This is a genomic window from Komarekiella delphini-convector SJRDD-AB1 (assembly GCF_014831675.1).
In the GTDB taxonomy this organism is placed as follows: domain Bacteria; phylum Cyanobacteriota; class Cyanobacteriia; order Cyanobacteriales; family Nostocaceae; genus Komarekiella.
Window position 1 is genome coordinate 105,994 of the sequence record NZ_VJXY01000019.1, and the last position, 23,385, is coordinate 129,378.

A 23,385-nucleotide genomic window follows, 5' to 3' on the forward strand; every position below is an offset into this window, starting at 1 on the left:
GTTTTAATAGTTAATAAAAGTGTGTAGGCGTAGCCAGCCGTAGGCATCGCTTGTTATGGAAAAGTAGTGCTTTAGCGGAGTCTTACTGGAGCGATCGCCTTTCAGAAAGCTTCAAAAACACAGTGTAGAGGCATAGCGGCTTTCGTCTGTCCACTTGATTGCAATGTTAGGTTCTCGTACCAACTGTACGCTTCATTGAATTCTTCCTGAACTTCTGGGCGAAATACCAGGACATAATTCATTGCTGTCCCTTAATTGATGCTTTGATTTCTTCCCAAGTCAGCACATTATCTGGATTTGAATCGTAATCAGCTATTCGACAATCAAGCTCTTGCTTCTGTGCATCGGTTAAATCAGGGTAAACTTGCTCTGCTGCGATGCTATCCCAAATTGCCTGCACAATACGGATTCTATCTTCAACACTCAGAGTTGCAATCTCGTTCAAAGTAGCTGTGATGTCCATGCTGATTCATTTGGAGGAACAAGTAAGCGACTGATACACCTCAAATATAACGGAGAAGATTTTCTCCATCAAATTGAACGCTGTAATTGACAATGTTACTATCAAAAATTTCACAACAAGCCGCTTTGCATCTATGCTCGTTTGTAAAATAAAGAAATGCATTCTGTCTGTGTATATTTGACTTAGAATCCAGAGAAATAAAAGTGTAAATTTTATGTCTAATTATCAAGAAGTACTATTCCAAGCTCAAAGCCTAACTCCTGAGGAGCAAATACGCTTAATTGAAGACTTGTCAAGTTTAATTCGTCAACAGGTGACGATGACACCCAAGCAAAAACACAGCATCCTCGAATTACGTGGGTTAGGTAAAGAAATCTGGAATGGTATTGATGCTCAAGAATACGTTAATCAGGAACGGGATTCATGGAATGGCTAGTCCAGCTACAGGGACAAATTGTGGGTTTGGATACTGCTCCACTAATTTACTTTATTGAAGAAAATCCCAATTATTTGGATGTTGTAGATGCTTTTTTTGAAGCGATGTTTCGTGGTGAGTTTAGGGTTGTAACATCAGTTTTGACTATTACGGAAGTGTTAGTCTATCCCTTGCGACAAGGAAACACAGCATTAGCTCAACAATATCGTGAAATTCTATTTAATTCCCAAGGTTTGACTACTATCGAAGTTTTTCCCGACATTGGTGAAAATGCTGCATAATTAAAGGCAGATTATAACTTAAGAACCCCAGATGCTATTCACATGGCTACTGCTATTCGTGGAGGTGCATCATTATTCTTAACAAATGATGCGCGGTTGCCATCGTTACCAAGATTAACCGTGTTAGTGTTGGAGCAATTAATAGTTTGAGTATTTTTTGTATTGCGTAGGCGTAGCCCGTTGTAGACTTCGCCTTGCAGAAAATTTCAAAAACACAGCGTAGACGCGTAGCAGCTTGTCTTTAGACATCGCCTGTTGTGGAAGAGTAAGTGCGTTAGCGTAGCTTACCGGAGCGATCGCTTTATATAGACATTCAATAATCACACTTCTTAACTTAAATTTATCCAGACGCAGATACCCACAGAATAAGAATATGTGTATATTTAAATTAGGTTAACAACTATATAAGCAGAATTTTATCACAGCAAAAATCATGTTTCAATCAATTGAGGGAGTTTACAAACACGGTAAAGTAGAACTTACAGAATTACCATCCGATATTTCAGAAAGTCGTGTTATTGTCACTTTTTTAGAGCCAAAAAAGAATCCACTAAAAAAGCAAATAATGCAATTTGGTATGTTCTCTGGAAATCAACAGTCAACGGAAGCAGATTTTCAAATTACTGAATTTCATGGGGATAGTGAGGACGGCTTAGACTGGTCATAAGTAGTTATGAAATACGTCATAGATACTCATGCTCTCGTCTAGTTTCTCGAAGGTAATTCACGGTTAAGTACAAATGCTAAAGCTATCCTTTCTCACCCTGATTCTGAGTTAGTTATTCCTGCAACTACGTTAGCCGAGGCTGTTTGGATTGTGGAAAGAGGTAGAACATCTATTGTTGATCCTAAAAATCTCATTTCAGTAGTGGAAGCTGACCTTCGTGTAGTCATTTATCCACTTGATAAAGAGGTAATTGAAATGACTATGAGCTTAGTTGCTATTAATGAAATGCACGATAGGCAAATTGTAGCAACTGCGCTGGTCTTAGCAAGTAAAGGTGATATAGTGCCGTTATTGACGTGTGACCAAAACATAACTGCGTCAGGTTTAGTTGCTACTATTTGGTAGTTTGTAAATGAAGCCCATCGCAGTGAGCGACATAATTCATTGCTGTCCCTTAATTGATACTTTGATTTCTTCCCAAGTCAGCACATTATCTGGATTTGAATCGTAATCAGCTATTCGACAATCAAGCTCTTGCTTCTGTGCATCGGTTAAATCAGGGTAAACTTGCTCTGCTGCGATGCTATCCCAAATTGCCTGCACAATACGGATTCTATCTTCAACACTCAGAGTTGCAATCTCGTTCAAAGTAGCTGTGATGTCCATGCTGATTCATTTGGAGGAACAAGTAAGCGACTGATACACCTCAAATATAACGGAGAAGATTTTCTCCATCAAATTGAACGCTGTAATTGACGATATCACTGTCTAAAAACTTCATAACAATCCTATGAGCGATCGCTTTATATAAGCATTTAATTCTCAATCAAGCTTGCTAGTTCGAGAGTTGCCACGCCGAATAGTCCGTCGTAAACATCGCACTTCATATTTTCATCAATTCACCAGATGTTTTCAAGATTAAGTACAAATTCAGACAGTATATCTTCTCCTGATAAACTAGCAGGAGATTGCAGCACTTCAACATCCCTAGCAGAGCGATAAATTTCTACTTGCCGAGTCTCTAAATCAATTAACCAACTTAATCTAGCACCATTGTCTTGGTACTCCTGCATTTTATTTTGTAGTCTTATTAAACTATCAGGGGCAGAACGCAATTCTACTACAAAATCAGGACATACAGGCGGAAATCTTTCTTTTTGCTCCTGTGTAAGAGAATCCCATCTCTCACGTTTTAACCAAGATGCGTTAGGAGAACGAACTGCCCCATTTGGTAAAATAAACCCAACCGAAGAACCAAAAGCTATACCTAATGACTCATTACGATTCCATACTCCAAGTTGAGCAGTTAAATTAGCATTGCGGTTGCTGGTTAAACCTCCGACTAAAGGCATTAGTAGCAATGTGCCATTAGCATTACGCTCAAATCTGATTAATTCATTTATCTGACATAACTGGAAGAATTGCTCATCTGTTATTTGAAGAATAGGAGCAAAGTTGATAGTTAACGCATCCATAGAAAAACTTAAACTTGAATGTTTTATGAACAGTCATGTTTTGATTTTATGCTTGGATGCCTAAAAGAGCGATCGCTTTTCAGAAAACCTCAAAAATAGAGCGATCGCGTGTTATGGAAGAGTAAGCGATCGCACCTTACATACCCAAAATCTTCCAAAGTGCAATCACGCTACCATACTCCCAAAATCGCACTTTTTAAATTACTCTAGCAAAACATTTTCTAATATAAATGTGACAAAATCTTTTTGTTTAATGCCAATGTTGATTGGTATTTCTTTGGGGATTACATAATCATTAGCTAATTTAATTAACTATTTAGTAAAACTCGTGCAGACGATCTAAATTATCCTCGTTCATTCGTGACAGTTTAAGACAAAATCAGTTTTGTCGCCAAGATGTATTGGCCTTACTAATCTATCATCAGTTTATTCTAAACCAATGTCATGACTTGCTCATATTCTTCTTTATGGCTTTGCAAAGCATCCCAAAGATCAACTTTTTGCTGAAGATTAAGCCAAAGTCTTGGCCCATTTCCTAAAGCTTTACCAAGACGTATTGCTATATCTACTGTAATTGCTCTTTGACCATTAATAACTTCCTGAATTGTTTGATTAGATACTCCTAAAATTTCTGCAAAATTTGCGGTATTAATATCTAAATCATCTAAAATATCTGCAATTACTTCGCCAGGATGTATTGGTCTTACTAATCTATTATCAGTAATATCTTGCCAATTATCCATAATTAATACTTCTTATTTAAGAATTTGGTTAACCTTACATAGCATTTTCTAGCCAATTAATATTATATTAACACAGAACTTAATGATAATCTTCCAGATTGACAGCATAAGCATCACCATCTTCAAATTTAAAAGTTATACGCCAGTTTCCTGATACCTTTATTGACCAAGTTCCTTTCCTATCTCCTTTTAATTCATGCAAATCATAACCTGGTAATCTAATATCTTCTACAATTAATGCTGAGTCTATAACTTCAAGTCTGATTCTAATTTTCTTTTCTAAGTTTGCAGAAACTCCTTTATTAAAATTTTCTCTAAACAAATTTTCTAATGCTTTATTTTGAAATGTTTGAATCATTTACATTTCATTTTTTAATTTTATCTCATTGTTAAGGCAGGCATAAAGCCTGCCCATGTAATCCTATTCAATCCCTTCAATCCGGTCTTCAACTTCTTGATACAACTCGCGCAGGCGATCTAAATTCTCCTCGCTAGTCTCCCAATAACCGCGTCCATTTACTTCCAATAAAGTTGATACAACCTTGCGGAAAGAATGGGGATTAAGGTTCATCAACCGTTTCTGCATTTCTTCATCTTTGATGAAGGTTTCGTTAGTATCCTCGTAAATCCAGTTATCCACAGCGCCAGCTGTCGCACTCCAACCCATTGTATTTACCAACCGCTTGGAGAGTTCGCGTACACCTTCATAACCATGATTCAACATCCCTTCGTACCATTTGGGATTTAATAATTTGGTACGAGCATCTAAGCGCACGGTTTCTGATAATGTCCGCACCTGAGCGTTAGCTGTGGTGGTATCTGCAATGTAAGATGCTGGTGTCTTACCATCACCCCGCAGACTTGCCACAAGTTTAGTGGGATCTGAATCGAAGTAATGGGAAACGTCCGTTAAGCTAATCTCGGAAGAATCCAGATTTTGGAAAGTTGCATCAGCAGTTTTCAATGTACTTTCAAAAATCCCGCGCGATTCGTCCATGATTCCAGGGTTATCGGAATTGAAGGAGAAGGATTTCCGGTTAAGATACATTTCCTGCAACTCGGCTTCGCTGTCCCAAGTGCTGTTTTCTACTGCCAAGTTGATATTTGACGAGTAGGAACCAGAAGCGTTGGAGAAAACGCGCGTTGCGGCTTGACGCAGATTAATCCCCATGTCTTCAGCTTGTTGCAAAGCATGTTTGCGAACAAAGTTCATTTCTAAGGGTTCATCCGCCTCAGCTGCCATTTTCACGCCTTGGTCTAGCAGGTTCATTTGGTTGATGAACAAGTCGCGGAATACCCCAGAACAGTTGATTACCACGTCAATTCTGGGGCGTCCCAACTCTTCTAAAGGAATTAACTCCAACTTGTTCACCCGTCCCAAAGCATCGGGAACTGGACGCACACCCACCATCCACATGATTTGGGCTAGGGATTCACCGTAAGTTTTGATGTTATCGGTTCCCCAAAGGACGCAGGCGATGGTTTCTGGCCATTTTCCTTCATTTTCAGCTTTGTTACGTGCTAAAAGCCTGTCTACAACGATTTTAGCTGATTGGACTGCTGCTGTGGTCGGGATAGATTGGGGGTCGAGTGCATGGATATTTTTACCTGTGGGTAATACATCTGGGTTACGAATAGGATCGCCACCAGGCCCAGGTAGGATGTACTCGCCTTCTAACCCTTTGAGTAATGCTCCGAGTTCGTTATCAGCACAAACTTGCTGCAAGCAGAATTCCAAATACTCAAACAGGGGTTTCAGGGCTGTGCTATCGACTTTGGGATAGCCTGCTTTATGCAATGCTTCTACCCAAGGTTCTTTTTTACCCATGTTGAAGAAATTGAGCCGAGAAACTAGAGAAACTCGCCCTTCAGCGTCGGTTTGCTCTTGAACAAGGGCGCTAACTGCTGCACGGGTTGCTAAGGTGATGTCTTGCAATAGCTGGACATCTTCTAAAATGCCTCTGTCATTATTTTGGTAAATATCGTCAATATTACGCCCAATGCTATTAGCGATAATTCCCGGTAAGCCTTGAAGTCCTTCTTCTTGACGATCTAGACTAGCTATATTGACGAGAGTTGCGATCGCTTCTTCTGCACTTGGAGGTTTACCAATGACGTGCAACCCACAAGGCAATAATCTGGACTCAATCTCCATCAACTTCCGGTAGACGTTGCCAACAATATTATCCCGCTCCTCGGCAGTCATATCCTTGGCATCGGTTTCTGGCAGGTCGATATCCTTATCCAGATTCACGATCCGGCATTTATCCATGATGCTATTAACAATGGGAATGCCGCGCCCAGTATCTTTCAAGGTTTGGTAAGAAGCAATTAACTCGCTAAGCTCCTTCAAACCCTTATACAAACCAGCATTTTCTGCCGGAGGTGTCAAGTAGGAAATTGTTTCGGCATAACTCCGACGCTTGGCAATTGTCGCCTCACTGGGATTATTTGCTGCGTAGTAATACAGGTTGGGAATTGAGCCAATCAAGTTATCTGGATAGCAGTCACCAGACATCCCCATTTGCTTACCAGGCATGAATTCCAAGGAACCGTGTGTACCAAAGTGAAGTACGGCATCAGCTCCCCAAATTCGCTCTAGGTAGGTGTAATATGCTGCAAAACCGTGGTGAGGACTGGCTGAACGCGAGAACAACAGCCGCATCGGATCACCTTCATAACCGAATGTGGGTTGCACACCGATGAAGACGTTACCGAATTGTTTACCGTAAACTAGCAGGTTTTGCCCATCGCTGTTGAGATGTCCGGGAGGTGGGCCCCAATTCTCTTCTAGACGTTGGGAGTAGGGTGTCAGTGCTTCATATTCTGGCACAGACATTCTGTAAGCAATGTTGAGTTCGGGGCTACTGTACTGTGCTTGAGCGTCATGAATGACTTCTTGCATCAGCGCTTCGGCGGATTCTGGCAATTCTGGTAAGTCGTAGCCGTTATTTTTCAGTGCTCTCATTACCTCGTAGATGGAGCCGAATACATCCAAATAAGCGGCGGTTCCTACGTTGCCTTTATCTGGCGGGAAGCTGAAAACGGTGATGGCAACTTTTTTGTCAAGCTTCGGCTTGCGGCGGAGGTTCGCCCATTTTAAGGCGCGTTCGGCTACAGCTTCAACCCGATCGCGTAGTGCGATCGCTTTCCCTGTAGTCCCATCTCTACCCGATAATATAATCGGCTCAATTGCTCCATCCAATTCGGGGATCGCAATTTGCAAAGCGACTTGAATTGGATGCAAGCCCAAATCACTATCCATCCACTCTTCTGTAGTTTGGAAGACTAAGGGCAACGCTACCATGTAAGGACGATTTAAGCGTTTGAGTGACTCAATTGCTTTAGGATGATCTTGTCTAGCTGGGCCACCAACGAGGGCAAAGCCAGTCAGTGATACCACTGCATCTACTAGTGACGTATTGGTATTCGGTTCGTAGAAGTAGGCATCCACAGGCTTGGAGAAATCCAAACCACCGGCAAATACGGGAAGTACTCGTGCGCCTAGTGCTTCCAACTCCTGCACCATCGCCACATAATGGGCATCATCGCCTGTAACTAGGTGGGTGCGCTGCAATACTAACCCAACACAAGGAGCTAGGGGATCTTTGAGATCGTTAGAGATATCCTTACGAGCTGTATACCAATTGAGGTACTCTCTGACATCCTCAAACATACTGGGAGCCAAAGGATGCCAAATCCCTAAATCGGGATAAACCACCGGCGCTTGATATGTAGAAGATGCAAAATTTTGTTTCTCTAAACCTTTAAATACGTATTTATCAGCTAGCATCAGCAAGAAGTTTTCCAGGTTTTCTGGAGAACCACCTAGCCAATACTGAAAGCTGAGCATGAAATTTCGGGCATCTTGTGCCTTGTCCATTGGCAGGAATTTCAGCACTTGCGGCAGGGTTCGCAAAAGCTTCAGCATTCCATCCTGGAATCCCGCACCGGATTTTTCTTTGCGTTTCCGCATGAATTGGGCGATCGCACTTTTCGACTGACCCAACTGTGCCAAAGAAAAGCTACCCATTTTGTTCAGGCGCATTACTTCTGGCATGGAGGGAAACACAACAGCAACGTCAAGGCGATCGCGGTGTGGTTCTACAGCTGCTACTACTTTCTGTGCTAAGTCTTCGATGAAAATGAGTGAAGCGATGAAGATATTCGCACTCTCGATTTCCCGTTTGAACTCCTCATAGTTCTCTGGGTCGCGGAGTTCCTCAATTAAGTACCCGCTGATTTCAATCGCCAAGTTGGGATTGCTCGCGTTAATCGTGCGAACCGCTTGCGACAATGCACTCTGGTACTGGGACTCAAGCACGACATAGACCACCTTAATTAAATTACGTCCGCGCAGGTTATCAGGCGCAATGTGTCTAATGGTGGACTTGACGTGGGTGAACATGCAGGTAGGCTCCTTTGATGCGCGTTCTCTACTGGAAGTTATTTAGTGACTAATGCTGCCACAAGTGACTTCTTCTCTTCGGCAATATGAACTTTTTATCAGAAAACGCTTACCTGCTAGGCATTTTGTCGTCTATATGACACAAATCGATATAAAAAATGAAACATTTGTTAATGCATATTGACAACTGATAAAAGTGATTACTCTAGTTTATGTAACGAAGATGTAATATTTGGGATTGGGGACTGGGGACTGTTGGCTGGGGAATGGGGCAAGGGGAAAGGAGAACTTTTGACCCTTGTACAGACGCGATTAATCGCGTCTCTCCTAACAAATGACAAATGACAAATGACAAATGACAAATGACTAACCAACCATCTGATATTTTGATTCTCTCGAATGGCCCTGGTGAAATAACGACTTGGGTACGCCCGGTTGTAAAGGCATTGCGGCAAAAGTTGGGAGATGACCGCTCTGTTGTTAGGATTTCTGTAGTATTATCACCTTGTCCAAATGCCAGTGGCAAAGAAGCAGCGATCGCGCTTTCTTACCCAGAAGTAGACAGAGTGCAGGGAGCAGAGCATTTTTGGCAATTTTTGCTTTGGGGAAAAACATTTGAGAATTGGGACTGGAGAAGTCGCGGTGTAGTAGTTTTCCTTGGTGGTGATCAAATTTTCCCCGTAGCGATCGGCAAAAAACTCGGATATAAAACAGTTGTCTATGCTGAATGGGAAGCGCGTTGGCATAACTTGATTGACCGATTTGCAGTCATGAAACCCGAAGTTGCTAAAGGCGTATCTCAGAAATATGCTCACAAATTCACCGTTGTTGGAGATTTGATGATAGAAGCACAGGGACAAATCAATAGTTCCCAGTCCCCAGTCCCTAGTCCCCAGTCCCCAATAATTGGCATTTTACCTGGCTCAAAAGCGGCAAAATTAGCTCAAGGAGTGCCATTAACTTTAGCCATTGCCGAATACGTTCACGCAAAAAAACCCCAAACCAGATTTGTGATTCCTGTAGCCCCAACTTTAGATTTACAAACTTTAGCTAGTTTTAGCGATCCGCAGAAAAACCCTTTTGTTAAAACTTTTGACTTTACTGGTGCTTCCTTGATTTTCCCAGAAGAGAACACGGCATTGCCTTCTCCCTACAAGCTTCCTACCCTCAAAACAGGGAGTGGTCTGATTGTGGAATTGTGGGAAGAAACGCCTGCCTATGATTTATTATCTCAGTGCTGCATCTGCTTAACTACAGTGGGAGCAAACACTGCCGAACTCGGTTCCTTAGCTGTGCCGATGATTGTTTTGCTGCCAACGCAACAACTAGATGCCATGCGTTCTTGGGATGGTTTACCAGGGTTATTGGCAAACTTGCCGGGAGTGGGTTCAACCTTTGCCAAGTTAATTAACTGGTTTTTTTTAAGACGCAAAGGTCTATTAGCATGGCCAAATATCTGGGCACAGGCAGAGATTGTGCCAGAACTTGTGGGCAAACTCCAACCGCAAGAAATAGGCGAAATGGTTTTAGATTTTTTGGCTCATCCAGAAAAATTGGACGATATACGAGCCAAGCTACACAGCATTCGTGGCGAAAGCGGAGCAGCAAGTAAGATTGCACAAATTGTGTGCGACGAGATTGAGAAGTAGGAGGCAGGACAGCAGCGAGGAATTTTTATAACTCCTATCTCCTATCTCCTGTCTCCTATCTCTTGATCCTTAACAAATGACTAATCCGAAGACTGCCCATCCCTGCGCCCAAGTTCATAAATTCCAGCGCCCATACAAGCTAATATACCTGTACTAATTCCCCAGCTATCACCTAAACTAATTTCCAGACCCCAGTTAAATAAAGCGCCGACTATCAAGAAAGGCACAATGCTAAATAGTGAAGCGTAAAAAGCGTTTTGGGATTCTCTGGCCTTACGAGTTTTTTCAAATTCTGATTGACTAGTATAAAGCGATCGCTCGGCAAAGTTAAACCAGCGGTCTAGTTGCTTGATTACCCATTCACTAACTGGGGAAAAAGCTAAATATAGCGCCAAAGACCACAAACTCGCTCCTGCGATCGCGATCGTGTTCAACTCAAAACTAAAAGGTAAAATTTCGGTCAGCATAGCTTGGGTGCGTCCTGCAAATGGTCGATTTGATTTTTCATCGATACTCAATCGACCCCTTAAGCAATTTTAAGCATAAAGGTTAACAAGATTTCGACTACCTGGCACATTTTTCCCTGCAAAGCTTAACTCCATCTAACTTATTAAGTTACTTCTAAACTATGTTTAGTTAATTTTTTTAGTTAAATGCATGTATTTTACATACTAGTATAGCCGTACAATTAACTATAACTATTCAATTATTTTAAATATTCAAACATAATTAATAATAAATAAGCATATTACTTAAATATATTCAAAATTGTTATTTACAAATAATTTTATGATTCAACTATTTAATAAGTAAATTTGACATTATAAAAGTTTATTGCAGTATATTTAATAACTTAAAACGCTGACTATTAAGTTAAAAAATATTGCATCAAAAACAAATGATAAGAATAAATAAATTAAAAACTTGAAATTATTTATATTACTAAATCCAAATTGCTGTTATAGATTTAAAATAGTTTTATACAGAAAATTAAAAATATAAACAATGAATAAAAGAGACAAAATAACAGTAATTTTTGGAGTTATTTTATTTATATTAGGATTGAGTATTGCAAGTTTAATGACTCAGTTACCTAAGCCAAAAAGTATTAAAGCTAAAGAAGCGCAGCCAGACAAAGTAGTGATAGCTAATAGTTGGTTAGCAAATCCTTTATTGCCTAAGCCAAAAAACATTAAAGCTAAAGCTAAAAAACTACAACCAAAAGTAATCAGAGCTAATAGTTGGTTAGCAGCTTCTTTCCCTGTAGAAAACTTTCAAGCTTATACATCTCCTTTTGGCTACCGCCGTTCTGCTACTGGCAGTTCTAATTGGGAATTTCACGGAGGCTTAGATATCGCCGCCCCACAAGGTAGTTACATTCGCAATTGGTGGGCAGGTACAGTAGTTAAAGTTGGCGATGCCTACGGCGGGCAAAGCCTACGTGATGCCTGTGGCACTCATATAGTAATTAAATCAGGAGAATGGGAACACACCTATTGCCACATGGAAGGATACGTCGAAACTGTAGATAGTCGTCGCTATCTAATTGATCATGCAGGTGGAATACAAATCTGGGAAGGTCAGCAGATACCAACTGGAGTCAGAATTGGCAGGGTAGGGATGACTGGACGCACCACTGGGCCTCATCTCCACTGGGGACTTAAATATGCCAACAACTATGTAGACCCAGTAATGGTTCTGCGAGAAATGTATTCTCAACAGCGAGTTGCTAAAAGAGGAAGCTCAATTCAGCCTCAACAGTCACAAGTCATTATTCAAGAGTCAAAATTTATTCGCGATTCTGGTTATTAGTTAAATAAAATATTTAATTAAAGCATTGAATTAAGATTTTTTGTTGCCATTTTGGCATATTTATAAACTAAGCAGATTACTATAGTAGTTAGAGAAAAATCGTCTTAATTAGAAAAACATATACTGCATTTATCAAGATAATTTCGTTGTTAATTTAATAATCAAAAAAAGTGTAGAAATTACAAAAAAATAAATCAAATATTTTTATTTAATTTGTGATACTGACATAAATTTATTTTTTAAACCGTAAAATTACTGAAAAAAGTCTTGCAATATTAATCAAATAACCGTATTGTTTAAATAACCGTATTGTTGAAAGTAAGCTTCAGAAAAGCACTGATTAAATATAGTAGATCATCAAAGTAAGTGTTTCCCTGTGACTTGGCCAATTTGCCAAATCTATTATATTTTTAGGCTTGATTTCTCAGTAATTATCAAACATACAAGGGCCTTTTGTTATCAATTAAAAGGCTCTTAACTACCTTAACTAAATATATGTTGCAGGCTTCTATTCAGAAATTATGGAGCTTAGACAACATTCTCAAAACTTAGTTCAAAGTATAGAGGTTTATGTTGAAAAACTTCTAACTTTTTCTAGCATCCTTTTGGGCTGTGGCATCCATTTAAAACCATAGTTTTCAAGACTAATGTATACATCATTATCTTCTCATTAATTCATGATTAATGAGAATAATTGTAATGACAAGATAACAGAAAAATCAGAAATCTACCCAACTTGTATACTATTAAAGGTCACGTCAATGATATATTCAAAGATTTACCCATATTACGTAAAAGTCAAGACAAATCCTCTTTGGCTTGTGATGTTTCTAATAGGTCGATTTAGAATTTTTCATTCTTTTATAATTTATTTTTATAAATACTCTAAGCTGAATAATTATGATCTAAGGTTCTCCAGTTTTGTGGATCTTAAAGTTGACGATGCTGTTAACTGTCTGCAAAAAGATGGTGTCTACTTAGGACTTCAGTTGCCAAAATCTATTCTTCAAGAAATCCTTAGCTTTGCTTATAGCAATAATTGTTACGGAGATGCAGAGTATACGTGTGGGTTCTTGTATTCTGAAAAAGATAAAGCAATAAAGCAGCATGGAAAACCCTTTATTCGGGCTGAATATTACAATACTGCTGCGCTTTGTCCAGCAATTAAAAAACTTGCCAGTGATCCAAAGTTATTAGACATTGCTACTCAATATTTAGGTAAAACTCCTGTATTTACAGGCAGTCGGTTACACTGGATTTTCGTAGTTAAAGAAGCCGGATATGATTTAAATAAAGCTGCTATGAATTTTCATTACGATTTAAATGACTATTGCAGCTTGAGATTTTTCTTTTATTTAACCGATGTGGATTTATTGAGTGGCCCTCATGTATGTATTCGTGGGAGTCACAAGCGGAAGAAACTTACTTATCTTTTCTCTTTAATTAGACGACAACCTGAAGCAGAACTATTGGATTATTATGGAGCAGAAAAGAGCTTAACTGTTTGTGGCCCAGCAGGTTTTGGTTTTGCCGAAGATGTATTTTGTTTTCATAAAGCAACACCCCCAATCTCTAAAGATCGTCTCATGCTACAAATCCAATTTAATTTGCATAATTATGGGGAGCAGACTGATATAGTAGATCCGGTTTTACTTAGGCAGGCTTAGATTCCCGACTTTTATAAAAAGTCGGGAATCTTGTTGTTCACAATAAATTTCTAACGAGGTACAGCCAATTTCTCATCAACTACTTGGGTGTTTTCAATGACAATTTTGCGGAATATTTCACCCTCAATTGTTTCCTGTTCTATTAACAAATCTACTAAACGTTCCAAAACTACGCGGTGTTCTTGCAACAATTCTTTTGCCTTAATGTAAGAAGTATTGACAATTTCGCGCACTTGAGAGTCAATTTTGGCGGCAATTTCCTCAGAATATTCTGATTTATTCATCCAGTCGCGTCCTAAAAATACCTCTCCACTCTGATTTTCTAGAGACAACGGGCCTAATTCAGACATCCCGAATCGTGTCACCATCTGCCGGGCCATCCCTGTCACCTGTTGTAAGTCATTGCCTGCACCTGTAGTCACTTCCGGCTTACCGAAAACAATTTCCTCGGCAGCGCGACCACCCAAAGTTGCAGTAATCCTGGCTTTGAGTTGAGAACGGGAAATTAATCCTTGTTCTTCGTTGGGAGTAAACCAAGTTAATCCCAGCGCTTGTCCCCGTGGGATGAGCGTAACTTTCTGCACGGGGTCATGGTCTTTGAGCAATGTGCCTACTAAAGCGTGTCCAACTTCGTGGTAAGCAATTAAGCGCTTGCTCTTGCTATCTACCAAGGCAGTACCTTCCATCCCTGCGACTACCCGATCTACAGCATCATCAATTTCTAGAAGGGTGACAGCTTCTTTGCGCCTTCTGGCGGTGAGAATGGCAGCTTCGTTGAGTAAGTTGGCCAAATCTGCCCCAGTAAAACCAGGAGTGCGGCGAGCGATCGCTTCTAATGACACACTAGGATCGATTTTCTTATTCCGCGCATGAACTTTTAAAATGTCCAGCCGTCCTTTAAGATCCGGTGCATCTACAATCACTTGTCGGTCAAAGCGTCCTGGTCTAAGCAGTGCTGCATCCAGTACATCTGGGCGGTTGGTGGCAGCAATAATAATGATGCCGGTGTTACCTTCAAACCCATCCATTTCGGTTAGTAGTTGGTTGAGGGTTTGTTCTCGCTCATCATTACCGCCACCGATACCAGCACCCCGCTGGCGTCCTACAGCATCAATTTCATCGATAAATATCAGACAGGGGGCATTATCTTTAGCTTTCTTGAACAGATCGCGCACACGGGATGCACCCACACCAACGAACATTTCTACGAATTCCGAACCGGAAATGCTGAAGAAGGGTACGCCTGCTTCCCCGGCGATCGCTTTTGCTAGGAGAGTTTTACCTGTACCAGGAGGGCCGATTAACAGCACTCCCTTGGGAATACGTGCGCCTACAGCGGTAAATCTTTCTGGCTGTTTAAGAAAAGTGACGACTTCTTCAAGTTCTTCTTTCGCTTCTTCAACTCCTGCTACGTCTTCAAACTTTACTCCAGTTTTCGCCTCCATTTGGAAGCGTGCTCTGGATTTGCCAAAGTTCATCGCTTGGCTAGAGGCATTGGTAGAGCGGCGGAGGAACAACAACATTAAAGCAACAAGTGGCAAAATCCACATCAGGTTGATCAACAGCCCTACAGCAGCTCGACTGTTAGCAGAAGAAACCTCGCCAAAATCAACATTCTTTTCTTTAAGAATGTTAATCAACTCTGTGTTTTGTGCCAAAAGTCGTACTTGTAGAGGTTGTGCATCCGGCTTTTGCCCCTGTAGATACACCCTTGCTATTTGTTCGGTTTCGTCCAACTCTACTCTTTTAACTTCTCCTTGCTTCGCTTTTGTGATCAATTCGCCATAATTTAGGGTGTCACGCTCTGCTTTTTGTGCAAAGGCGGGAGCACCCCCAAACATACCCGGCAACATGATCAAACTGGCTGCTAGCGCACCAGCCCAAGCAAGTCGTTTTGGCGAGCGCTGTTTCATCAATGCCTTTTTTCCCAAATTTGTCATAATAATTACCTTTTTTCTGATGGCATAAGCTGAGGGCTGGTTTTATGCCTATTCTTCTAGCAAAAATTCCAATAACTGGAAATTACAGTTTTCTTATCTAGTCTAACTTCCATACAAAACCATTCCCAAATCTATCTCGGCTCTGATATGAATTCAATCAATTCGGATAAATCTACTCCTCAGTAGGATGACAAGCAAGCCAGCCTGGTATAACACTCATTATTAGGTTGGGCATTTAGTAACTATTGTGACAAAATTTTTTCTTTTCTATTCGCTTCACACGTTAATCATAAAATTTTCCGGTGGACTGTAATTTGACATATTACGATACAAATCGTTAAGATAAACATAATCGTAATGACTTCGTTTTTTAAAAAATCTGTTGATAGTAGTTAGTTAGTAGTTTGTGGGTTAATTATGGTAAAAATTGTTGGTATTGGTGGTAGTTTAAGGCCGAACTCCTATACCCAGATCGCTTTGCAGGTAGCAGCGCAACGGGTAGAAGCCCTAGGTGCAGAGATCGAAATTCTCGATTTACGACAGTTGCAGCTACCGTTTTGCAATGGTGAAAAGGAGTATGCAGATTACCCAGATGTTCAGCGGTTACGAAATGCTGTTAGTCACGCTGATGGGTTAATTCTAGCGACACCTGAATATCATGGCGGTGTTAGTGGTGTCCTGAAAAATGCCCTAGATTTGATGAGCTTTGAGGAACTATCTGACAAAGTGACAGGACTAATTAGCGTGTTGGGTGGTCAGTCTAATAGCAACGCTTTGAATGACCTACGGTTAATTGTTAGATGGGTGCATGGTTGGGTAATTCCAGAACAAATTGCGATCGGACAAGCTTGGGGTGCTTTCAGTCCTGAAGGTAAACTTAAAGATGAGAAGCTTTCTCAAAGATTTGATCAATTTGCTCAGAGCTTGGTTGATAACACTCGGAAGCTGCGGGGCGTGAATTAGTTTAGGGTGGGCAAAGACCCACCCCAAACTCAATGATGCTAATTGTGAGTGAATCGAGCTAAATATTTATACTTTGTAGAATTTGGGAAGGTAGCAAGAACTTGTAAGGCATGATCCTTGTAGAATTCTTTTGAGTAATTTCTTTCTCAATCCCTTTTATACAAGCTGGTTCATCTTTGGCTGGAATACCTACTACAATTTGATGAATTGCACTTTGTAACTCAGATTGTTTTTCTGTAAGGAAAAAGTATTTATATCCTGTAGTTCCTTGAATCTTTTGACTGGGAGACACAAATACAACATTAGGCTTGTGTTTCAAAGTATGTAATATTGTCCCTATGATCGTTGCCGCAGATGTGCCGAATAGTAAGACCACTGCGGAGATAGATAATCTTAGTCCCAATATTCTCTTTTTACGTACCTTCTCTTCCCTGTGTTGCGATCGCGAAACTCTACATAAGCATCTACATATTCAGCCTCGATGTAGTTCAAAAAGCTGGATTTCGCTCTCATCTAAACGGGTTAAGCGGATAAACATATTGTTAACTTGGTCTTGTTCTAGGAGTGACAAAGTATTGTAAACATCATCGGCAGTTTGGGTGATCGCCATATTCACACCACTGATCGCCTCATACTCTACAGACCGCAACCATCTACCATGTCGCCGCTTCCACATTTCCAGCAGTGCATGTTGCAATAGTGGCATTGCTCCTTGGAGGGAAACCCTCCGACGCTCAATGACTCGCTAACGCTGCGCTATGGCAACTTCTCTTATTGCTTCCCCTGCTTGCAATTTGTATCAATATTAAGGTGAAACGGTATGAGGAGGCGTTTCCAGATCCGATATGAAAGGTAAGAGCAAAGAAAAAGCGCAGTTTCAACCCACAAATTCCGCGCCTTGCAGCTTGGGAGTTTTAATTGAGTACGCCATAAACGTAGGGTAGACAAAAATTTGCCTACCCTACTCAACTGTTCGCGGCGAGTACAGCCAAGCTCAGTATTCAAGCGCCGCAGTCTCTCGTAAGCCCCTTTATGTTAGGCGCTCTAAGTTCTCCGCTCTTTTCTTAAAGGACTGGGGGACAAGGTGAATAAATAATCAATACTCAATCCCCAATTCCTTTTACCTCAACTTAATGATGATGGTGGTGATGGTGATGGTGATGCCCAGATAATTGGGGGTTAACCGTCACAGCTTGCTCATTCTTCAATTCTGCAATGTGAGTATTCGCCCATTCAGCAGCCATCGCTAAGAATTCTGGATGGTCGTTAACACAAGCCATTTGTACGTAGTTCACACCAGAATGCTTTTTCTCCAAAGCATGAATGATGTGATGTACATCCAATAGAGTTTCGTGATTTTCTGTGGCAAAACCAATTGGCATAAATATAACTACTTTTGCACCCAATTGAATGAGGTTATTAGCAGCTTGCTCTGCATTTGGTACTGTCCATTCAATTAATGGTGTGTCGTGATTGAGCCAGCCCACTGAGATTAAAGGATAGCGGTTAATTAACTTATCCCGTACCAAGTCGTACAGTGCTTGACTTTCGGTAATTCCAGAGGTGAATCCTTTGGCTTTGTGAGGACAGCCGTGATTCATTAACACAATGCCGATTTGAGAAGGTAGGTAAGTTGCTGCTAAATCAGCGTTAATTTTCTCCTCAACTAAATGAGCCATCAAATCGATATAGGCTGGTTCGTTGAAGAAAGAAGGAATATAGCGCTGTGCTTTAACCCAATGTTCTTCACCATCGGTCAACTCGGTTAGAGCGTTGTTAACTTGCTCGATCGCAATACCACTTGTAAAAATTGAATCAACAACCAACAGTGGGTAAATTAAAATTTTGTCAAAGCCTTGGTTTTTGATTTCTGCCAAGACTTGATTGGGTAAGAAAGGGGCGCAGAAGTTGAAGGCTTTGAAGACTTGGACACTATCACCCCACTTTGCTTGTAAATTCTTCTCAATGCCAGCGCGTTGCTGTTCAAATATGGCGTTATGTGGGGAAATAAAATCATGATGTGTGTGTCCCCACTCATGGCGATCAAATAACGCTAGAAGCTTTGCCAGGGGGGGATAAACCCAGGTTGGTACTGGCGCAAATTTTGCTGTGAGTAGATTTAAAGCTTGTTCGTTATAGTTAGCGAAGTCTTCGTAGCTTTCAACTTCGCCATAGCCCATGAGCAATACAGCTACACGGTCTTGACCTGATAAATGTTCGTGGGTGGCGTGCAGTTTTTCTGGGGTGGCAACCACAATAATTTCCTCTGTATAACCAAACTGGGTAGAGCTAAGGAATATTTTAATTATTTCCCTTACTCGTAACATATTATCCTATCCGGGGGGATAGGATAGGTAAAAAATAAAAACAATATATCAAGAGACATACTGGGGTTATTACTACATACTGAGTATTGAAAAAGGGGTTTTCTAGTAGTTTGTATCTAAATTTAGTTTGGATAAAAGCGAAATTTACATAGAATGAGTCAGTTTTTCTAGTACATGAGCTATTAAAAGTGATTCACATTTAAGTATTAATTTATACTTTTGCTTTTAGTGTAGAATTGTAAAAGCTGTTAACACCAAATGATGAATGAGGATAATCATTTGCCCTGGAATTAATGAACCAGCTTTAACTGAAAGCTTTATATCAGGATGGTTAGATCTATTTTCTGACAGCTCAATCAGTCAAAATCCAGTGAGTATACTAGTTTTTCCGGGCAAGGGATTTTTGGCTTTATCAGCATTTCACATCTTGCAGTTTTTGCGCGATCGCTTAGGCGACAATCTAGAATCGCCAGTTATATTCATTAGCTTTAGTGCTGGTGTAGTTGGGGCAATAGGAGCGGCTTATTCATGGCGGTTATTGGGCGGTCGTGTCAAAGCATTTATTGCGATAGATGGGTGGGGAGTGCCACTTTGGGGTGATTTCCCGATTTCGCGGATGAGTCATGATTATTTCACCCATTGGAGTTCTTGTTTGCTGGGTAGTGGGCAAAATAACTTTTATGCAGAACCAGCAGTTGATCATTTGTCCATGTGGCGATCGCCACAAACTGTACAAGGCTCGTGGGTAGACTCAAAAATGGAGATTTTTCCACCTAGAGGTCGTCTAACTGCGGCCGAATTTTTGCATATGCTGTTAAAGCGCTATGAAGCAAATTAGTCCGGAAAACAGAGTTAGTAAGCAGGAGTGAGAAATAAAGAGTCAAGGGTCAAAGGTCAAGGATTAAGAGTTATTTGTCATTAATTATTCTCTTCCTCTGCTCCCCTGCTCCCCTGCCCCCCTGCCCCTCCGCCCCTCTGCTCCATCTACCCTAGTCACTATCCCTAAATATCTGATGTTTCCAACAGAACCCGCTGCTGTGAATAATGGGTTTGGCACCCTACTAAAAAATCGTAGTTTTATGCTCCTGTGGATTGGGCAATTGATTTCCCAGTTAGGAGATAAAGTCTTCTTCGTTTTATTGGTTGCTTTGCTGGAGAACTATCCACACCCTCCTGGGGCGGAAAACTCTATGTACTCCACTTTGATGGTGGCATTTACAGTGCCAGCAATCTTGTTTGGTTCAGCAGGTGGCGTCTTTGTTGACCGCTTCCCGAAAAAATTAATTATGGTTGGCTCTGATGTGGTCAGGGGACTAATGACACTGGCGATTCCTTTTTTCCCTAAAGAATTTATTGTTTTGTTGATATTTGCCTTTGTCATCTCTTCTGTGACGCAGTTTTTTGCGCCAGCTGAACAAGCCGCCATCCCGCTTTTGGTGCGAAAAGAGAACTTATTAGCAGCTAACGCACTCTTTAGCAGCACGATGATGGGAGCTTTAGTGATTGGCTTTGCAATCGGAGAGCCAATATTGAGTGCCGCTAAAGCTTTGCTGGGAGAAAACTATGGTCAAGAGCTTGTAGTTGGGGCGTTGTACCTATTGTCTGCTGGGATGATGCAGCCAATTAATTTTAAAGAACATAAATCTATTAGCGAGACTCAGGCAGTAATCCATCCTTGGGCTGACTTTAAAGAGGGCTTGCGCTATCTCAAGAAAAACCGATTGATTTTGAATGCCATGCTGCAACTAACAACTTTATATTGTGTGTTTGCAGCATTAACGGTGCTGACGATTCAATTAGCAGCAGAATTTGGTTTAAAAGAAAAACAGTTTGGCTTTTTCTTGGCAGCAGCAGGGGTAGGGATGGTATTCGGTGCAGCAATTTTAGGTCATTGGGGCGAGAAACTGCATCACAAACCCTTACCCTTAATTGGCTTTTTAATGATCGCGCTAGTTTTAGGAGTGTTTACTTTTACCCATAATCTGTTGTTTGCGCTCGTGCTTTGTGGATTTTTGGGTGTGGGTGCTTCGCTCATTGGCGTGCCTATGCAAACTTTAATTCAACAGCAAACACCACCGATGATGCACGGTAAAGTATTCGGCTTTCAAAATCATGCCGTCAACATTGCTCTATCCGCACCTTTGGCAATTACTGGCCCATTAACTGATGCTCTGGGCTTGCGAGTTGTGCTTATAGGAATGAGTGTTGTGGTTGTAGTTGTCGGTATTTGGGCTTGGAATAATACTCGTAGAGTCTTGCAAGATGTGATTTAACTAATTTAAACTAATAGCCTAGACTTAATATTTAAAATAGTCATTTTTGTAAGGATTTGATTGCACTTTTCTATTAAAATGAAATCTTAACTACAGAATTTCAGCATTAACTTTAGCTATAGTCTGAGGTTTGACCGTGCGATCACAAAGTGTCTCCGTAGGAGATTTGTCTTCCCCAATTGCTCCACAAACTGAGAATCACAAGCAATCCCATACTTCTAATCCGCCAGTCGTGCCCAAACGTGCATCTGGCGGTTTTGCTCTGCTTGACAGCCTTCATCGCCACGGCGTTGAGTATATTTTTGGTTATCCTGGTGGGGCGATTTTGCCGATTTACGATGACCTGTACAAGGTGGAAGCAACGGGTGCTATTAAGCACATCCTAGTGAGACACGAACAAGGTGCAGCCCACGCCGCTGATGGCTATGCCCGCGCCACAGGAAAAGTAGGCGTATGCTTTGGCACATCTGGCCCAGGAGCGACTAATTTGGTGACAGGCATTGCTACAGCCTACATGGATTCGATTCCGATGGTTGTGGTTACAGGGCAGGTATCACGTCCAGCGATTGGGACAGATGCGTTTCAAGAAACAGATATTTACGGGATTACGCTACCGATTGTTAAGCACTCTTATGTAGTGCGTGATCCCAGAGATATGGCGCGAATTGTTGCTGAAGCATTCCACATTGCTAAGACTGGGCGTCCAGGGCCAGTTTTGATTGATGTCCCCAAGGATGTAGCTTTAGAAGAATTTGACTATGTGCCAGTAAAGCCGGGTTCAGCGAAGTTACGTGGTTATCGTCCCACAGTGAAGGGGAATCCCCGGCAAATTAATGCAGCACTCCAGTTAATTACTGAAAGTCGTCGTCCTCTATTGTATGTGGGTGGGGGTGCGATCGCTGCTGGTGCTCACGAAGAAATTAAACAACTAGCCGAGTTATTCAATATCCCTGTCACTACAACTTTGATGGGGATCGGTGCATTTGACGAACATCATCCCCTAGCTTTAGGAATGTTGGGGATGCATGGCACAGCCTACGCCAACTTTGCCGTCAGTGATTGTGACTTGCTAATTTGTGTTGGTGCTCGATTTGATGACCGCGTTACAGGCAAATTAGATGAATTTGCCTCTCGCGCCAAAGTAATTCACATCGACATCGATCCAGCAGAAGTTGGCAAAAACCGCATTCCCGAAGTGCCCATCGTCGGCGATGTGCGGAACGTGTTGACCGACTTGTTGCATCGATGTAAAAAAACAGGCGCAGCAGGTACACCTAATCAAACACAAGAGTGGCTGAATTTAATTAACCGTTGGCGCGATGAGTATCCTCTAATAGTACCTCAGCATCCCGACAGCATTTCACCGCAAGAGGTGATCGTAGAAATCAGTCGCCAAGCACCCCACGCTTTCTACACCACAGATGTGGGACAGCATCAAATGTGGTCAGCACAATTTTTGAAGAATGGCCCAAGACGCTGGATTTCTAGTGCAGGGTTGGGAACGATGGGGTTTGGCTTACCTGCGGCAATGGGCGCTAAAGTGGCGTTTCCTGATGAAGAAGTCATTTGTATCAGCGGTGATGCCAGTTTCCAGATGTGTTTGCAAGAATTAGGCACACTGGCACAATATGGTATAAATGTCAAGACTGTGATTATCAATAACGGCTGGCAGGGGATGGTGCGCCAGTGGCAACAAGCCTTCTATGGTGAGCGTTACTCATGCTCAAATATGGAAGTAGGAATGCCAGATGTAGAGTTGTTGGCAAAAGCCTATGGGATTAAGGGTATGGTAATCCGCGATCGCAGTGAATTGCAAGATGCGATCGCCGAAATGCTGGCACACAATGGCCCAGTGCTGGTGAATGTTCAAGTCACCAGAGACGAAAACTGCTATCCAATGGTAGCCCCTGGTAAGAGCAACGCTCAAATGATCGGCTTGCCTAAGCAGCCACCGAAAGCCGCAGTAGAACCAGTTTATTGTAGCCACTGTGCTGCAAAAAATCCTCCTACCCACAACTTTTGTGCTGAATGCGGCACTAAATTGTAGAGTTTTGAGTTGTTTGCTAAATTGAAAATTCAAAATTAAGAACTCATAACTTGAGCGTGCAACTTACAATTTTGTTGCACGCTTTGTTTTACGTATTTTGTTAAAATTCTTGGCATGGTAGATGAATCTACCAACGAGCATAATTTTTCGCACCCAGGGGGTGATACCTATGATGACTTTAAAACATCTGGTCACCGCCAGTAGCAAGATGGCTGTGCCTAGACATCTGTAGAA

The 23,385-nt window shown here is 41.4% G+C and carries 22 protein-coding genes and 2 pseudogenes; 12 read left to right on the top strand and 12 right to left on the bottom strand.

All coding sequences use genetic code 11. The annotated features are described in order from the left end of the window. Positions 1–101 precede the first annotated feature (101 nt). Positions 102–242 (bottom strand): hypothetical protein, encoded by a 141-nt coding sequence (locus FNW02_RS38765; RefSeq protein WP_225225742.1) that lies wholly within the window; start codon positions 240–242, stop codon positions 102–104. Beyond that, positions 239–463 carry an addiction module protein gene (locus FNW02_RS18370; RefSeq protein ID WP_191758950.1) on the bottom strand — a complete coding sequence of 75 codons (225 nt, stop codon included), beginning with the start codon at positions 461–463 and terminating at the stop codon, positions 239–241. Before FNW02_RS18370 ends, FNW02_RS38765 begins: the two co-directional genes overlap by 4 nt. A gap of 214 nt (positions 464–677) precedes the next feature. On the opposite strand from FNW02_RS18370, the gene FNW02_RS18375 reads away from it, so the two are divergent. The 5 genes and pseudogenes from FNW02_RS18375 to FNW02_RS18390 form a co-directional block, all read left to right on the top strand. Then, complete coding sequence (locus FNW02_RS18375) at positions 678–899, top strand: hypothetical protein (protein WP_191758951.1); 222 nt, start codon at positions 678–680, stop codon at positions 897–899. Next, a complete protein-coding gene (locus FNW02_RS18380) occupies positions 887–1,180 on the top strand; it encodes a type II toxin-antitoxin system VapC family toxin (RefSeq protein ID WP_225225743.1) in 294 nt (97 codons plus the stop codon). The genes FNW02_RS18375 and FNW02_RS18380 overlap by 13 nt, the downstream gene beginning before the upstream one ends. A 15-nt stretch (positions 1,181–1,195) precedes the next feature. Further along, positions 1,196–1,330, top strand: a pseudogene (locus FNW02_RS38770) (PIN domain-containing protein); the annotation flags it as partial. A 283-nt stretch (positions 1,331–1,613) separates the two neighbouring features. Next, positions 1,614–1,847, top strand: a complete 234-nt coding sequence (locus tag FNW02_RS18385) for a hypothetical protein (RefSeq protein WP_191758952.1) — start codon at positions 1,614–1,616, stop codon at positions 1,845–1,847. Positions 1,848–1,916: 69 nt separating this feature from the next. After that, positions 1,917–2,252, top strand: a pseudogene (locus FNW02_RS18390) (type II toxin-antitoxin system VapC family toxin); the annotation flags it as partial. Between the two features lie 36 nt (positions 2,253–2,288). Here FNW02_RS18390 and FNW02_RS18395 read toward each other — a convergent pair. From FNW02_RS18395 to FNW02_RS18415, 5 genes are all read right to left on the bottom strand, one after another. Further along, positions 2,289–2,513, bottom strand: coding sequence for an addiction module protein (locus tag FNW02_RS18395; RefSeq protein ID WP_191758953.1), 225 nt, complete (start codon positions 2,511–2,513; stop codon positions 2,289–2,291). Positions 2,514–2,746: 233 nt separating this feature from the next. Then, positions 2,747–3,322, bottom strand: a complete 576-nt coding sequence (locus FNW02_RS18400) for a Uma2 family endonuclease (protein WP_191758954.1) — start codon at positions 3,320–3,322, stop codon at positions 2,747–2,749. Positions 3,323–3,753: 431 nt separating this feature from the next. Further along, the gene (locus FNW02_RS18405) at positions 3,754–4,065 is read right to left on the bottom strand and encodes a HigA family addiction module antitoxin (protein ID WP_191758955.1); all 312 of its coding nucleotides are present in this window, start codon (positions 4,063–4,065) and stop codon (positions 3,754–3,756) included. A 79-nt stretch (positions 4,066–4,144) separates the two neighbouring features. Continuing rightward, positions 4,145–4,423, bottom strand: coding sequence for a type II toxin-antitoxin system RelE/ParE family toxin (locus FNW02_RS18410; RefSeq protein ID WP_191758956.1), 279 nt, complete (start codon positions 4,421–4,423; stop codon positions 4,145–4,147). A 63-nt stretch (positions 4,424–4,486) separates the two neighbouring features. Continuing rightward, a complete protein-coding gene (locus FNW02_RS18415) occupies positions 4,487–8,473 on the bottom strand; it encodes a magnesium chelatase subunit H (RefSeq protein ID WP_191758957.1) in 3,987 nt (1,328 codons plus the stop codon). A 362-nt stretch (positions 8,474–8,835) separates the two neighbouring features. Here FNW02_RS18415 and FNW02_RS18420 point away from each other — a divergent pair, with 362 nt between their 5' ends. Next, positions 8,836–10,122, top strand: coding sequence for a glycosyltransferase family protein (locus FNW02_RS18420; protein ID WP_191758958.1), 1,287 nt, complete (start codon positions 8,836–8,838; stop codon positions 10,120–10,122). Positions 10,123–10,202: 80 nt separating this feature from the next. On the opposite strand, the gene FNW02_RS18425 is transcribed toward FNW02_RS18420, so the two are convergent. Then, the gene (locus FNW02_RS18425; RefSeq protein ID WP_191758986.1) at positions 10,203–10,589 is read right to left on the bottom strand and encodes a hypothetical protein; all 387 of its coding nucleotides are present in this window, start codon (positions 10,587–10,589) and stop codon (positions 10,203–10,205) included. Between the two features lie 538 nt (positions 10,590–11,127). Here FNW02_RS18425 and FNW02_RS18430 point away from each other — a divergent pair. Together FNW02_RS18430 and FNW02_RS18435 are read left to right on the top strand one after the other, a co-directional pair. Continuing rightward, complete coding sequence (locus FNW02_RS18430) at positions 11,128–11,934, top strand: M23 family metallopeptidase (protein WP_431356816.1); 807 nt, start codon at positions 11,128–11,130, stop codon at positions 11,932–11,934. Positions 11,935–12,857: 923 nt separating this feature from the next. Beyond that, a complete protein-coding gene (locus FNW02_RS18435) occupies positions 12,858–13,601 on the top strand; it encodes a phytanoyl-CoA dioxygenase family protein (protein WP_191758959.1) in 744 nt (247 codons plus the stop codon). A 50-nt stretch (positions 13,602–13,651) separates the two neighbouring features. On the opposite strand, the gene ftsH is transcribed toward FNW02_RS18435, so the two are convergent. Beyond that, on the bottom strand, positions 13,652–15,541 hold the full coding sequence (ftsH, locus tag FNW02_RS18440; RefSeq protein WP_191758960.1) for an ATP-dependent zinc metalloprotease FtsH: 1,890 nt from the start codon (positions 15,539–15,541) through the stop codon (positions 13,652–13,654). 417 nt (positions 15,542–15,958) lie between these two features. Between ftsH and FNW02_RS18445 the strand changes: the two genes are divergently transcribed. Further along, complete coding sequence (locus FNW02_RS18445; protein WP_191758961.1) at positions 15,959–16,504, top strand: NADPH-dependent FMN reductase; 546 nt, start codon at positions 15,959–15,961, stop codon at positions 16,502–16,504. A gap of 58 nt (positions 16,505–16,562) precedes the next feature. Here FNW02_RS18445 and FNW02_RS18450 read toward each other — a convergent pair whose 3' ends face one another. The 3 genes from FNW02_RS18450 to FNW02_RS18460 all read right to left on the bottom strand — a co-directional run bounded on the left by FNW02_RS18450 (position 16,563) and on the right by FNW02_RS18460 (position 18,759). Then, complete coding sequence (locus FNW02_RS18450; protein ID WP_191758962.1) at positions 16,563–16,823, bottom strand: hypothetical protein; 261 nt, start codon at positions 16,821–16,823, stop codon at positions 16,563–16,565. A gap of 153 nt (positions 16,824–16,976) precedes the next feature. After that, complete coding sequence (locus FNW02_RS18455) at positions 16,977–17,210, bottom strand: nSTAND1 domain-containing NTPase (RefSeq protein ID WP_191758963.1); 234 nt, start codon at positions 17,208–17,210, stop codon at positions 16,977–16,979. 424 nt (positions 17,211–17,634) lie between these two features. After that, the gene (locus FNW02_RS18460) at positions 17,635–18,759 is read right to left on the bottom strand and encodes a ferrochelatase (RefSeq protein ID WP_191758988.1); all 1,125 of its coding nucleotides are present in this window, start codon (positions 18,757–18,759) and stop codon (positions 17,635–17,637) included. A gap of 337 nt (positions 18,760–19,096) precedes the next feature. Here FNW02_RS18460 and FNW02_RS18465 point away from each other — a divergent pair, with 337 nt between their 5' ends. The 3 genes from FNW02_RS18465 (at position 19,097) to ilvB (ending at position 23,151) form a co-directional block, all read left to right on the top strand. Beyond that, positions 19,097–19,669, top strand: coding sequence for a hypothetical protein (locus tag FNW02_RS18465; RefSeq protein ID WP_191758964.1), 573 nt, complete (start codon positions 19,097–19,099; stop codon positions 19,667–19,669). Positions 19,670–19,844: 175 nt separating this feature from the next. Further along, positions 19,845–21,104 carry an MFS transporter gene (locus FNW02_RS18470; RefSeq protein WP_191758965.1) on the top strand — a complete coding sequence of 420 codons (1,260 nt, stop codon included), beginning with the start codon at positions 19,845–19,847 and terminating at the stop codon, positions 21,102–21,104. 136 nt (positions 21,105–21,240) lie between these two features. Then, positions 21,241–23,151, top strand: a complete 1,911-nt coding sequence (ilvB, locus tag FNW02_RS18475) for a biosynthetic-type acetolactate synthase large subunit (protein WP_191758966.1) — start codon at positions 21,241–21,243, stop codon at positions 23,149–23,151. The last annotated feature ends 234 nt before the right edge of the window (positions 23,152–23,385 follow it).